11 protein-coding genes are annotated in these 12,816 nt (G+C 69.1%); 7 read left to right on the forward strand and 4 right to left on the reverse strand.

Annotated elements, in window-relative coordinates; all coding sequences use genetic code 11:
• Nucleotides 1-239: 239 nt before the first annotated feature.
• A complete protein-coding gene (locus tag F0U63_RS37365) occupies nucleotides 240-1,187 on the reverse strand; it encodes a zinc ribbon domain-containing protein (RefSeq protein ID WP_395837715.1) in 948 nt (315 codons plus the stop codon).
• Nucleotides 1,184-2,092, reverse strand: coding sequence for a hypothetical protein (locus tag F0U63_RS37370; protein WP_395837717.1), 909 nt, complete (start codon nucleotides 2,090-2,092; stop codon nucleotides 1,184-1,186). The genes F0U63_RS37365 and F0U63_RS37370 overlap by 4 nt, the downstream gene beginning before the upstream one ends.
• A gap of 90 nt (nucleotides 2,093-2,182) precedes the next feature.
• Between F0U63_RS37370 and F0U63_RS37375 the strand changes: the two genes are divergently transcribed.
• Both F0U63_RS37375 and F0U63_RS37380 read left to right on the forward strand, forming a co-directional pair.
• Nucleotides 2,183-3,613: an MDR family MFS transporter gene (locus F0U63_RS37375; RefSeq protein WP_395837719.1), complete on the forward strand. Its 1,431-nt coding sequence runs from the start codon at nucleotides 2,183-2,185 to the stop codon at nucleotides 3,611-3,613.
• On the forward strand, nucleotides 3,610-4,920 hold the full coding sequence (locus F0U63_RS37380) for an APC family permease (protein ID WP_395837721.1): 1,311 nt from the start codon (nucleotides 3,610-3,612) through the stop codon (nucleotides 4,918-4,920). The genes F0U63_RS37375 and F0U63_RS37380 overlap by 4 nt, the downstream gene beginning before the upstream one ends.
• A 54-nt stretch (nucleotides 4,921-4,974) precedes the next feature.
• On the opposite strand, the gene F0U63_RS37385 is transcribed toward F0U63_RS37380, so the two are convergent.
• Together F0U63_RS37385 and F0U63_RS37390 are read right to left on the reverse strand one after the other, a co-directional pair.
• Nucleotides 4,975-7,077: a putative metal-binding motif-containing protein gene (locus tag F0U63_RS37385; protein ID WP_395837723.1), complete on the reverse strand. Its 2,103-nt coding sequence runs from the start codon at nucleotides 7,075-7,077 to the stop codon at nucleotides 4,975-4,977.
• 175 nt (nucleotides 7,078-7,252) lie between these two features.
• Complete coding sequence (locus F0U63_RS37390; protein ID WP_395837725.1) at nucleotides 7,253-9,355, reverse strand: putative metal-binding motif-containing protein; 2,103 nt, start codon at nucleotides 9,353-9,355, stop codon at nucleotides 7,253-7,255.
• 550 nt (nucleotides 9,356-9,905) lie between these two features.
• Between F0U63_RS37390 and F0U63_RS37395 the strand changes: the two genes are divergently transcribed.
• From F0U63_RS37395 to F0U63_RS37415, 5 genes are all read left to right on the forward strand, one after another.
• Nucleotides 9,906-10,262, forward strand: coding sequence for a hypothetical protein (locus F0U63_RS37395; protein WP_395837727.1), 357 nt, complete (start codon nucleotides 9,906-9,908; stop codon nucleotides 10,260-10,262).
• Nucleotides 10,263-10,369: 107 nt separating this feature from the next.
• The gene (locus F0U63_RS37400) at nucleotides 10,370-10,639 is read left to right on the forward strand and encodes a hypothetical protein (RefSeq protein ID WP_395837729.1); all 270 of its coding nucleotides are present in this window, start codon (nucleotides 10,370-10,372) and stop codon (nucleotides 10,637-10,639) included.
• Between the two features lie 167 nt (nucleotides 10,640-10,806).
• A complete protein-coding gene (locus F0U63_RS37405; protein ID WP_002628896.1) occupies nucleotides 10,807-11,028 on the forward strand; it encodes a hypothetical protein in 222 nt (73 codons plus the stop codon).
• A complete protein-coding gene (locus F0U63_RS37410; protein WP_395837731.1) occupies nucleotides 11,025-12,224 on the forward strand; it encodes an FIST signal transduction protein in 1,200 nt (399 codons plus the stop codon). Before F0U63_RS37405 ends, F0U63_RS37410 begins: the two co-directional genes overlap by 4 nt.
• A gap of 180 nt (nucleotides 12,225-12,404) precedes the next feature.
• Nucleotides 12,405-12,809, forward strand: a complete 405-nt coding sequence (locus F0U63_RS37415) for a hypothetical protein (protein ID WP_395837733.1) — start codon at nucleotides 12,405-12,407, stop codon at nucleotides 12,807-12,809.
• Nucleotides 12,810-12,816 lie beyond the last annotated feature (7 nt).

Consider the following 12,816-nt stretch of genomic DNA (forward strand, 5'->3'; position numbering starts at 1 on the left):
AGGATCAGGGAAGCGGAAGCAAGTCATGTCGACATCACAGACAGATTCCAGGCCTGAAACCCATTTCTTGAGAGGATTTTCTCACTCCTCGGGACAGATGATCCTGTCAGGCGGGGTCGGTGAGCCACACACCCGTGCGGGGGCCAGCCCCCGCCGTGAGCATGTATTCCCGAAGAAGAGGAAGAAGAGAATGACAGGCATTGAGCCCAGCTCCTCCCGGATGACGGGCGGGGACGGACTCAGCGTGACAGGAGCAGGAAGAGCACCGCGAGCGCGAGCAACACTCCCAGCATCACCAGTATCACCTTGAGCACCGATACCGGGGCCTCGCCGAGCACCATCGCGGGGTCCTGACCATGCACCACCACCCGGTACACCTTGCGGCGGTAGCGATAGGCGAGCACGTAGGCGGGCAGCGCGTAGCGCCGCGTCTCCAGGCGGGAGAGCACCACCGCCACGTGCACGTTGCGGAAGCGGCGGCCGGGGATGTGCTCGCGCTGGATCCGCTCGCGCGCCTCGGCCTCCACCGCCGCGAGGATCTGCCGCCGTGCCCCCGAGCGCGTCACGTCGAAGCGCTCCACCTGGGCCTCCTCGGGGCCGTGGGGCGAGCCCTCCGAGCGCGCCAGGGAGTAGGAACCGGCGAGCCGGGCACATTCCTCCTCCGTCAGGCCGCGGGACGCGGACACGAGGATGTCCTGGAAGGACAGCTCCACCTGGCCCGCGTGGGGCGCCCAGTCCGAGCGGCTGCTCCCCGCGTCCGAGTCCGCGGCCCAGCTCACCCGGGCGCCCGCGCTGAAGCCCCACGCGGGCCACCACAGGGGTTGCAGGGACTGCACCGCCGCTAGCCGCGCCAGATCCCCGGGCCGGAAGAAGCGCTTCTGCGCCAGGAAGCGCCCGAGCGCCTCGCGCGCCGCCGCCACGTCCACGGAGAAGGGAAGGAAGGCCTCGGCCTGCTCCAGGGGGTCCGCCGTCATCTCCACGTGCATCACGGACGCGCAGAAGGCGCACCGCGGGGCCTTCACCTCCGCCGAGTACTCGAGCGAGGCCCCACACGTGTCGCACCGCACCACCTTCGCCCGCACGAGCGCCGTATCGGCCACTGGCGCTCCGGCCACCGCCAGCCCACACAAGGGGCAGCGCAGATCCCCCGCCTCCAGCGCGCCGCCACACCTCGCGCACGCCGTCATCGTCCACCTCCCCGCGAGGACAACCACGCCAGGAGCAGCACCAGCGCCAGCAGGGCGAGCGCGGTGAGCAGCACCTTCACCCACGACACGGGCGCCTGGCCGAACACCTCGCCGGACTGCCCGTTGACGATCACGCGCAGGGGTGGCTTCTCGGGGTCGTAGCGCGCCGCGAGCACCCAGACGGGCACGAGGCACACGTCCAGCGACTCCTCCTCCAGGTGGGTGTCGTGCCGCAACTCGCGGTGTGAGTCGCCCGGCATGAAGGACGACAGCCGGCGGCCGATCCGCTCCCGCGCCTCCTCGCGCGCCTGGCGCAGGGACTCCTCGCGCGACAGGGAGGGCTCCTCGGCCACCCAGCCCGCCACGAGCGCCGGCTCGTAGCGCGCGAGGGCCCGCAGGTCGAAGGGCTCCAGCGCCTCCAGCTCCGCGTTGGGCAGCCCCCGGGAGGCCGTCACCAGGACGTCCAGCACGTACTCGGAGTGCTCGCCCTGGAGCGAGCGCCACTCGGTCTTCGTCACCGTGCGTGTCTTCGTCACGGTCTTGCCGTTCTCCGTGGTCGTGTACGTCTCGGTCTCCTGGTAGTTCTCGCCGATGGAGGCGCTGTAGCGCGACTCGGCGCGGGCGCTGTAGAGCCACGCGGGCGCGTACACGCCCCGGACGTCCTGGAGCGAGGCGCGCTTGAGCCCGCCATGCGTCCACGGGTGGCGCGTGCGCAGCCAGTGCTTCACGCGCTCGGTGGCGACGTCCCGGGTCAACGCGAAGCCCAGCGCGAAGGAGGGCACGGGCCGCGCCTCGCTCGCCGGGCGCTCCACCACGGAAGGAGCCGCGCAATAGGGACACACCGTGGTGAACGACTCGGCGGCCACCACCAGCTCCGCTCCGCATGACTGACAGCGCAGATTCATTCCAGAGATCCTCTCCGGGGCGAGGATAGCGAAGTCGTGGACGCGACCACGGGAACATGGGATGGAAGCGCGCCGAAAGGAGGGCCCACCATGAACGCGGAAGCACCTCGCGAGGTGAGGTTCTGGCCGTTCATGTTCGCGCTCTTCCTCGGCTCGTTCATCACGGTGCTGAGTTCCAGCTCGATCACGATCGCCATTCCCGAGATGCAGCGGCACTTCGATGCCGAGCTCTCCCTGATGCAGTGGACGCTGACGGGGTTCATGCTGGCCATGGGCACGGTGGCGCCGCTCACCGGCTATCTGGGGGACAGGTTCAGCTTCAAGTGGCTGTACCTGGCCGCGCTGTGGGGCTTCCTGGTGTCGTCGCTCTTGTGCGGGTGGGCGTGGGACGCGATGTCGCTCGTGGGGTTCCGCTGCCTGCAGGGGGCGTTCAGCGGGCTGGTCATGCCCGTGACGATGACGCTCATCTACCAGGTGCTTCCCCGGGAGAAGCAGGCGCTGGCGATCAGCCTCTGGAGCCTGTCGGCCATGCTCGCGCCCGCCTTCGGCCCGACGATGGCCGGAGCGTTGATCACCCTGAGCAGCTGGCGGTGGTTGTTCTTCATCAACGTGCCGCTGTGCCTGCTGGCGATCGTGCTGACGCAGCGCGAGGTGGCCTGGTACCGGCTGCGCGCGCCCGGCGCCTTCGATCTGCCCGGGCTGATCACCGTCGTCAGCAGCAGCCTGGCGCTGCTGATCGCCTTCAGCCGGAGCGGCTCATGGGGCTGGGGCAACCCGAAGACCCTGGGGCTGTTCGTGCTGGGGGGCGTGTCGCTGCTCGTCTTCATCGTCCGGGAGCTGAAGGTGGAGGCGCCCCTGCTCAACCTGCGGGTGCTCACCAACCGGCGCTACCTGCTGACGCTGATCGTCTCCAGCATCATCACGATCAGCCTGTACGCGGGCGTGTTCCTCCTGCCGGTGTTCCTGCAACGGATTCAAGGGCGGACGCCGCTCGACACGGGGTTGATCCTCCTGCCCGCGTCCCTGGCCATGGCGCTGCTGATGCCAGTCGTCGGACGCCTGTATGGCGTGCTCGGGCCGCGCGTGCTCATGGTGGCGGGCATCTCGATGATCGGCGTGGGCACCTATGCCTTGAGCCGCCTGGCGCCGGACACCTCGAGCACCTACGTGTTGCTGTGGATGCTGGTGCGCAACGTCGGCATCTCGCTGTCCACCATGCCGGCGAGCAACGCGGGAATGGAGCAGATTCCCCCCGTGCTCAGTGGCCATGCGTCCTCCCTGAGCAACTGGCTGCGCAACGTGTTCGGCTCGTTCTCCATCGCCATCTTCACGTCGCTGCTGTCCACGTTCGGCAGGCTCGAGGGAGCGCGGCTGGTGGAGCGGGGAGTCATGGAAACGCCCCAGCGCATGGAAGCGCTCGCGTTCGTGGCGAGCATCAATGACGTGCACCTGGTGGCCACGATCGTGGTCCTGGCCGCGCTGCCGCTCAGCCTGATGGTCCCCCGGATCTCCCGCGCATGACGACCTCCGACTCCTCGAATTCCGACACCCGGCTGAAGCGCGGCATCACGGGTCCGCTGCTGTATCTGTTCATCCTCGGAGACGTGCTGGGCGCGGGCGTCTACGCGCTGATTGGCAAGCTGGCGCACGGGGTGGGCGGCATGGTGTGGCTGCCGCTGCTGGTGGCGCTGGGCATGGCGATGCTCACCGCGGCCTCGTACGCCGAGTTGGTGACGCGGTATCCGAAGGCCGGGGGCTCGGCGGTGTTCGCGGAGCGGGCCTTTGGCCACCCCGTGGTCTCCTTCCTGGTCGGGTTCTGCATGCTGGCGGCCGGGGTGACGAGCGCCGCGGGCCTGTCGCTGGCGTTCGCGGGGGACTACCTGGGGGCGTTCATCGACGTGCCGCCCCTGTCCATGGCGCTCGTCTTCCTGGCGCTGGTGGCGGCGCTGAACGCGCGCGGCATCAAGGAGTCCCTGGGAGCCAACGTCGTCATGACGGTGACGGAGCTGTCGGGCCTGCTGCTCATCGTGTTGCTCGGGGCGTGGGTGCTCGGACGGGGGGAGGGAGACCTGGGCCGGGTGATGGAGTTGCCCGAGGGAGCCTCGGTGGGCGGCGCGGTGCTGGGAGCGGCGCTGATCGCGTTCTATTCCTTCGTGGGCTTCGAGACCTCGGCGAACCTGGCCGAGGAGGTGCGCGAGGTGCGGCGCGTCTATCCCCGGGCCCTGTTCGGCGCGCTGCTCACGGCGGGAGCGGTCTACGTGCTCGTGGCGTTGGCGGCGGTGGTGGCGGTGGCGCCGGAGCGGCTGGCGGAGTCCAGCGGGCCGCTGCTGGAGGTCGTCAAGGTGGCGGGCGGAGTGCCCCCGAGGCTGTTCGCGGTGGTGGCGCTCATCGCGGTGGCCAACGGCGGGCTGCTGACGATGATCATGGCGAGCCGGCTGACGTATGGGATGGCGGAGCAGGGGTTGTTGCCCGCGGTGCTCGGCCGGGTGCTGCCGGGCCGGCGCACGCCCTGGGTGGCGATCCTCGCCACCACGCTGGTGGCGATGGCGCTGACGGCGACGGGGGAACTGGCGGACCTGGCGGAGACGGTGGTGTTGCTGTTGCTGTTCGTCTTCATCAGCACGAACGTGGCGGTGCTCGTGCTGCGCCGGAAGGAGCCGGCCGGGAGCGGGCATTTCCGCGCCTGGACGGTGGTGCCGGTGCTGGCCATCATCTGCTGCGGGGTGCTGCTGACGCAGCAGGGCGCGGCCACGTGGCTCCGAGCAGGGGGGTTGCTGCTGCTCGGAGGCGTGCTGTACCTGCTCACCCGCGTGCGCCGCGCGAGGTGACGGTGGCGGCCCGTGGGCACGGTGGCCCACGGGCGGCACTCCGCGAGGCAGTGGCTACAGCGGGCACTGCGTGTCGGTCGCCGGGCTGATGACGATGGAGCTGCTGAGGGAGCAGCGCTTCACGGACCTCAGCCGGATGTGGCCCGAGGCACCGCCGCCTCCTCCCCCGCCCCCCTTGTCACCGGAACTCGCCGAAGAACCATTGGCACCAGCACCAGGCGACCCCTGCGCGCCTCCCTTGCCTCCATTTCCACCCGAATTGGAGCCGTTGCTTCCACCATTGGCCTGGCTGCCGGCCGACGTGGAACCGTTGTCACCACCATCGCCCTCGGGCCGGTTGCCGCTGTCGCGATAGGCACCGCCCTCACCACCACCTCCGCCATTCGCCGTCAGTTGGGAAAACGCGTTCAGATTCAACTGATGGGCCTCAAGCAGGACCTGCCCTCCACTACCACCTCCGCCGCCGCCTCCCACCACACCGCCAGCGGTGGTCTTCCCTCCACGCCCACCGCCTCCACTGGCGGAGACCTGTTTGGAGACGTTGAGGGTGCCCGCCACGGAGATCTGCACGGAGCCGCCGCCCGCGCCGCCCTCGCCGCCCTCGCTGTCCCCGCCACCACTCCCTCCCGGGCAACCTCCAGCCAGAGGAGCGAAGACATTGCCCCCCGCGCTCCCACCATCGCCACGCGTCGAGCCAGAGGTCGATCCATTCCCTCCCGCGGCACCAGCGGTCCCCCCTCCAGCACCTCCGCCACCAGAGCCCACCGAGTTACTGGACACGCCGCCCCTCCCACGTCGCGTCTCGCAGGCCTGCGCCAGGCTGCCACCCGCGCCGGGCACCGTGCCCTGAGCATTGGCGAGGATGTTGTAGTTCAGCGAGGCATCTCCGTAGACCGCCAGGATGACGGGGCGGCTGCCCACGAGCCGGAGCTCTCCGTTCAAATTCAAGTTCGACACGGCGAACAGCACCATGCCATTGCCTTGAGTCAATCCGATGGGCGCGGGCGGATTGCTGACACAGGTCACGGGAGTCCAACTCAAGTCCTCCGAGTTGAAGGTCACATCACACGTGATGTTCAGGGGAATGATGCTCGCCTTGGGGACGGCATCGGGATCGAAGTTGCTCGGCGCATAGGGGAAGCGGCTGCACTTGCCGTCGGTGGCTCGGCACACCCCGTTCTCGGTTCCACCCGCCAGCGCGCACGTGGCGTTCACCTTGTTGGGGTCCGGCGCCTCGGTGCAATTGCCAGCCCCCTGACAGCCCCCGGTCACGACAAAGCAGTTGCTGGAGGGCGTGCACGGAGTCTGGGTGCCCTGACAAACCCCCGCGCCGTTACACACATCGCCCGTGGTGCAGGTTTGCTTGTCATCGCAGCTCACCGAGGCCTGCTTGGGGGCGTAGTCGCAGTTGCCGGTGGCGTCATTGCACACGCCCGCCTCGAGACACGCATTCGTCGGGGCGGCGCACTGCTTGCGAGCGACGACGCACTGGCCTGTCGCCTGGGAGCACGTGGCCCCCAGGACGCACGCCCCAGCGGGCTTCTCGCACTGCACCGCCTGCCCCTTGCACTGCGCCGACACTCCCGAGCCCTCACACCGGTCACCCATGGTGCAGGGGTTGCCATCATCGCACGCGGACTGCTGGCACCTGGAGTCCTGGCAGCCCTTGAAGCCGTTGCAGTCGTAGTCCACCGCGACGCTGCACCGCTCGGCGGCGCCCGGGTACACCTCTGCGTTCCCGTCATTGCAGTCCTGTCCCATCACCCCCTCTTCCCGCGCGGCGAAGGCATCCCCATCCTCGTCCTTCGCCCGCAGCGTCGCCTCGAACTGGGCAAACTCCCCCGGTGGCACCGGGATGGGCTCCGAGGAAAGCTGCTCCACCGGCTCACCGGAGCACGCCTCACCCTCGGAGCCCTCGAAGGAAGACACCTCCAACGTCAGTTCCCGTCCCCACTCCGCCTTGCGGAACACCGCGACGAGAAGCTTCCTCGCGTCCGGATCCTTGAACTGGTTCTGGAGGATGTCCGTCCGGCCTTCCTGACCCTGGGCATCCCTGGCCACCACTCGCAGACACGCCGGCCGGAAGGAGCCGTAATTCACCGTGACCCGCACGGCTCCCTCGGGAGGAGCCTTCTCGCGGCACGCAACGAACGTCAAGAGCAGTCCCAAAATCCAGAGTCGACGCATGCCGCGAGATTACCGGGACTGGGCGCACATCGTCAGGAGGAGATGGGTCCGAAGACGGAAACGCGGTGAGGCGAGCCACCCCGCTCGGAGTGGCTCGCCTCACGAAATGGACAACGAGTGACGCGGGCGCACGCTCGGAGGCGAACTACAGCGGGCAATTCGTGTCGGTCGCCGGGCTGATGGAGTTGGCGTTGCCGATGGAGCAGGGCTTCACGGACCTCAGCCGGATGTGACCCGCGGCTCCGCCGCCTCCTCCGCCTCCTCCAATGGATCCGGCAACCGACAAACCCGGGTCGCCAGCACCAGGAGGTCCGTTGCGAGAGCCCCCGTCTCCTCCATCTCCACCCGAGGTTGAATCATCACGTCCACCCACGGACTGGTTCGCCGAATCCACAAGACCATCCCCTCCCGCCCTGCCATTACTCCTGGTGCCGCCGGAGAGATAGCCACCGCCCTCGCCTCCCGCGCCTCCATTCGCCGTCAGTCGGCCCGAGGTGGCGAGATTCAGTTGGTGGGCCTCGAGCAACACCTGCCCTCCACTTCCTCCTCCGCCTGCTCCTCCGACCTTACCCTCGGCGGTGCTCTGCCCTCCGCGTCCGCCGCCTCCACTGGTGGAGATCCGTTGGTTGACCGTGAGGGTGCCCGCCACCGAAATCTGCACCGCGCCCCCTCCGGCGCCCCCCTTGCCCGCCTCGACGTCCCCTCCTCCGGACCCTCCCGGACAACCACCCACCAGGGGCACGAAGACATTCCCCCCCTCGCTCCCGCCATCGCCATGCGACGAGCCAGTAGCCGTCCCAGTGCCTCCCGCGGCACCGGCGGTTGCCCCGCCAGCGCCTCCGCCACCTCCTCCCTCCGAGGCACTGAACACGCCCCCCCTGCCACGCCGTGCCGTGCAGGCCGAGTCCAGGCTGCCGCCCGCGCCGGGCGTTGTGCCCTTGCCATTGGCGAGGATGTTGTTGTTGAGCGTGGCGTCCCCGTAGACCGCGAAGATGACGGGACGGTTACCAATGAGCCGGAGTTCTGCCGCCAATTCCAGTCTCGACAAGGCGAACAGCACCATCCCGGAACCTTGGGTCAACTCGATGGGAGAGGGTGGATTGCTGACGCAGTTGGGGGGAGCCCAAGTCAGCGTCGTCGAGTCGAAGGTGACATTACACGTCGTGGTCAGCGGCAGGATGCTCGCCGTGGGGACGGTATCCGGATCGAAGTTGCTCGGAACGTAGGGGAAGCGGCTGCACGCGCCGTCGGTGGCACGGCACACCCCATTCGCGCTTCCATCCGCGAGCGCGCACGTGGCGTTCACCTTGCTGGGGTCCGGCGCATAGGTGCAATTGCCGAGCGCCGTACAACCCGAGGCCACGCGGAGGCAGATGCTGGAGGGCGTGCACGGAGTCTGGGTGCCCTGACAAGTTCCCGCGCCGTTACACACATCACCCGTGGTGCAGGCATCGGTATCATCGCAGCTCACGGAGGCCTGTTTGGGGGGGAAGTCGCAGTCACCGGTGGCGTCATTGCACACGCCCGCCTCGCGGCACGTATTCGGCGGTGGGCCGCACTGCTTGCGCGTGACGACGCACTGGCCCGTCTCCTGGGAGCAGGTGGCGCCCAGGACGCACGCCCCAGCGGGCTTCTCGCACTGCACCGCCTGGCCCTTGCACTGCGCCGACACTCCCGAGCCCTCGCACCGGTCGCCCGTGGTGCAGGCGTTGCCATCATCGCACGCGGACTGCTGGCACCTGGAGTCCTGGCAGCCCTTGACGCCGTTGCAGTCGTAGTCCACCTGGACGCTGCACCGCTCGGCGGCGCCCGGATACACATCGCCGCGCCCGTCGTCGCAGTCCTGCCCCTTCACGCCCTCTTCCTTCGCGATGAAGGAGTCCCCGTCATCGTCCTTCGCCCGCAGCGTCGCCTCGAACTGGGTGAAGTCCCCCAGGGGCACCGGGATGGGCTCCGAGGAAAGCTGCTCCACCGGCTCACCGGAGCACGCCTCGCCCTCGGAGCCCTCGAAGGAAGACACCTCCAGCGTCAGTTCCCGTCCCCACTCCGCCTTGCGGAACACCGCGACGAGAATCTTCCTCGCGTCCGGATCCTTGAACTGGTCCTGGAGGATGTCCGTCCGGCCTTCCTGTCCCTGGGCGTCCCTGGCCACCACGCGCAGACACGCGGGCCGATAGGAGCCGTAATTCACCGTGACCCGCACGGCCCCCTCGGGAGGAGCCTTCTCGCGGCACGCAACGAACGTCAAGAGCAGTCCCACTATCCAGAGTCGACGCATGCCCCGAGATTACCGGGACTGGGCGCACATCGTCAGGAGGAGATGGGCCCCCGATGATGGAAACGCGGCAGGTCGAGCTCCCCCCGCTCGGAGTGGCTCGCCTCCCGAAATGGACAGCCAGTGACGGGGGCACACGCCCGGAGACGAACGACAGCGGGCAATTCGTGTCGGTCGCCGGGCTGATGGAGTTGGCGTTGCCGAGGAGCGGCTCGGGGTGCGGCGGCTCCACCGCACCACGCACGGCGTCGCCCTGATGGATCCCCGCTCGGCCACCGTGCACTTCCTCCAGCCCCCGTTCGGGTGGCCGGCGGCTACCCGCGGCGCGGCGTACGTTGATCGACCCGCTCGAGGAGTCCTTCCCGGCGGAGTAGTAATACTTCGAAATCGAACTCCGCCCCGGAGCGGTAAATACGCGGCCACCTCCAGCGGTCCATCCCCGCACAACGGGACGCGAGCAGCCCCCTCGAGCAGTTCGAGAGGAGCTCCGCGCCCCGCAGCGTTGGATTGAAGGAGCACCGCCATGAAGCGCATGTTCACGTGGATGTCCGTTGCCTTCGCTCTGTATTCGAGCACCCCGGCCCTGGCCGCGTCGCGGCACGATGGTCCGCCCAACGGCAATCCCGGCACGGTGCACGGCCGGGGTGGGCACGAGTCTCCCCGGGAGCGTGCCGAGCGCGAGCGCTGGGAGCGCGAGCGCCGCGAACGTGAGGAGCGCGAGCGCCGGGAACGTGAGGAGCGCGAGCGCCGGGAGCGGGAAGCCCGGGAGCGTGCCGAGCGTGAGCGCCGGGAGCGGGAGGCCCGGGAGCGTGCCGAGCGTGAACGCCGGGAGCGTGAGCGCGGGGGGCGTACGCACGAGGCCTCGCCGGTGTACCGCTGACGCGCCACTCGCCGAGAAAAGCAGCACCCCAGCGCGGCCGAAATGAAACCGAAACATTCGGCGCGCAAACTGGCGCACGTCACATCCTCTCTCCCCAGGAGGAGCCCGTGCGTCCATCATCCCGCCTCCAGGCAACGCTGACCGTGGTGACGGCCCTGCTTTCCGCTTCGGTTCTCGCACTGCCCGCCAGCCGGCCCGGCCCGGCGCTCGAAGCGGTGCAGGCCTGCGTCAGCAAGAGCCCTGGAGCGGCCTGCGAGCTCAGCCAACATGCCCGCTCACTCGTGGGCACGTGCGAGGCCCACGAAGGCGAGGCGCTCTCCTGCCGTCCCGCGCCTCCGCCGAGGCCTCTCTCGCGAAAGCAGACACCCGAGGAGTGATTCCACCTCCTCCTACGGGTATTGAAAAATACAGATTCATCCAATCCTCCCCATCGCCTACTGAGCGTTCCCGCCTGACGGTGAGCGCCTGGGGACAAAACCCATGACGCCTCGCCCAGCTCTGGTGGGATGCTGACTCCTGGCTCGCTCCAGGACGCGGGGTCCCCATGGCCAATCGCATCAGCCGCATCACCGCCTACGTCGAGAAGCGCAAGCTCGGCTTCGGCGTCGCGCGCCTCATCATGATGAGCGGGGTGAATGTGCGCGCGATTCCACCGGATGAGCCGGACCCTCCGGACGCGTTGAGGCGGCTGGAGCAGGCGCTGGTCCGGGTCCTGTCGCCCGAGGAGCTGCGAGAACTTCAAACCCTGCTGGAGAACGACCGATGACGGTGTCGATTGGAGTGGGAGTGGGGCATGACCAGGACACGAAGCAGGCGGTGCGTGACGCGGTGGAGCGGGCTCGGGCGGGACTGGGCGGCGCACCCATCCAGGCGGCCTACCTCACCGCGACGGTGGACCACGAGGCGGCGGACGTGCATGCCACCTTCCGGGAGCTGCTGCCCGGAGTCGCGCTGCACGGAGTGACCACGTCGCTCGGGGTGCTCACGCCGGAGGGCGTCCAGAACGAGGGCCACGGGGCCCTGGCGGTGATGCTGCTCGGCGGCCCACCGGGAATGGCCTTCGTGGCCTCGTCCCTGGACGAGGATGGGCGCCGGGCGGGCGAGGCCGCAGCGCGCGCGCTGGTGCGCCAGGCGGGAGGCCGTCAGCCGAGGATGATCCTCTTCAATGCCTCACCGGGGCAGGAGGAGGCGATGTTGACGGGCATCGCGAGTGTCTGCCCGGACGTGCCCTGCTCCGGAGGCAGCGCCGCGGATCACGCCATCGCGGGACAGTGGAGTGTCTTCACCCACGAGGGGCCGGTGCGCTCGGGCGTGTCGCTGCTGGGGATCTTCGGCGAGGTGCGGTGTGGCACGGCGCTGTCGGTGCCCTACACCCCCACGGGCACGCGCGCGCGGGCCACGGGCTCCGAGGGCCGGACGCTGCTGACGCTGGATGATCAGCCCGCCGCCCAGGTGCTGGGGCGCTGGATGGAGGGGGCCATCGACGAGCAGCTGCAATCGGGCGGCAACATCCTCGCGCAGACGGCGCTCCGGCCCATCGCCGTGCGCCGGGGGCTCGGCCAGCAGGACCACTACATCACGGTGCACCCGGCCCATATCCACGCGGACCGGGGCTCGGTGGACATCTTCGCCAACATCGAGCCTCGGGACGAGGTGTGCTTGATGACCGGCACGCCCGAGGGGTTGGTGAATGAGCTGGCCCACCTCATCGACATGACGCTGGAGCGGGCAGGACTGACGGCGCGTGAGGTGAAGGGGGCCTCGCTCATCTTCTGCGCCGGGTGCGCGGGTGCCCTGGGGCCCCGCATCGATGAAGGCCTGCGCACGTTCGCGCGGCTGCTTCCCGGAGTGCCCATGCTCGGCCTGTGCACCTTCGGCGAGCAGGGCCACGTCCCGGGACTCGGCAACGTGCATCAGGACCTGTCGCTCAGCCTCGCGCTCTTCGGCGACGAGCGGCCCTGAGCAGGTGGCTTCGAGATTGGCGGCAAGGACGTGGTGCGCGGCCTCATCGAGGACGCGCTCGACGAGGACATGCGCCGCCAGCACCCGCCTGGTGGAAGACGAACACTTCCGTCGGCCGCGGCTCGGGTGGGGTTGACTTGGAGCCCGGGGTTCCCCATCTCGGTGAAGAGGAGGGCTCCCTTGAGTCGACGGCTGCTGTATGCGAGCGAGCACATCGACATCCACCATGACGAGGTGGCGGGCTGGCTCCACGCCGACTGGAAGGGCTATCAGTCCGTGGACATGGTGAAGGCCGGCTGTGAGGAGATGCTCCGCCAGTTGGAGAAGCTGCGGCTGACCAAGGTGCTGAACGACAACTCGCACGTGACGGGCATCTGGGTGGGGGCCGCGCACTGGGTGGCGACCCACTGGTTCCCCCGGATGCGCGCGGCAGGAATGCGCCACTTCGCGTGGGTGCAGTCCCCTTCCCGCTTCAGCCAGCTCTCCGCCATCACCACCGTCGAGCACTCGGAGCCGGGCACGGCGGTGCTGTTCGACGATCTCCCCGCCGCGACCGCGTGGCTCCACCAGCAGGAGCCCCGCTGACGGAGCC

The organism is Cystobacter fuscus (genome assembly GCF_044360685.1).
In the GTDB taxonomy this organism is placed as follows: domain Bacteria; phylum Myxococcota; class Myxococcia; order Myxococcales; family Myxococcaceae; genus Cystobacter; species Cystobacter fuscus_C.

Bases quoted from the DNA above. Each gene is read 5' to 3' on its own strand.
- F0U63_RS37380 (WP_395837721.1), top strand. From the start codon at position 3,610: ATGACGACCTCCGACTCCTCGAATTCCGACACCCGGCTGAAGCGCGGC.
- F0U63_RS37405 (WP_002628896.1), top strand. From the start codon at position 10,807: ATGGCCAATCGCATCAGCCGCATCACCGCCTACGTCGAGAAGCGCAAG.
- F0U63_RS37410 (WP_395837731.1), top strand. From the start codon at position 11,025: ATGACGGTGTCGATTGGAGTGGGAGTGGGGCATGACCAGGACACGAAG.
- F0U63_RS37365 (WP_395837715.1), bottom strand. From the start codon at position 1,187: ATGACGGCGTGCGCGAGGTGTGGCGGCGCGCTGGAGGCGGGGGATCTG.
- F0U63_RS37395 (WP_395837727.1), top strand. From the start codon at position 9,906: ATGAAGCGCATGTTCACGTGGATGTCCGTTGCCTTCGCTCTGTATTCG.
- F0U63_RS37370 (WP_395837717.1), bottom strand. From the start codon at position 2,092: ATGAATCTGCGCTGTCAGTCATGCGGAGCGGAGCTGGTGGTGGCCGCC.
- F0U63_RS37375 (WP_395837719.1), top strand. From the start codon at position 2,183: ATGAACGCGGAAGCACCTCGCGAGGTGAGGTTCTGGCCGTTCATGTTC.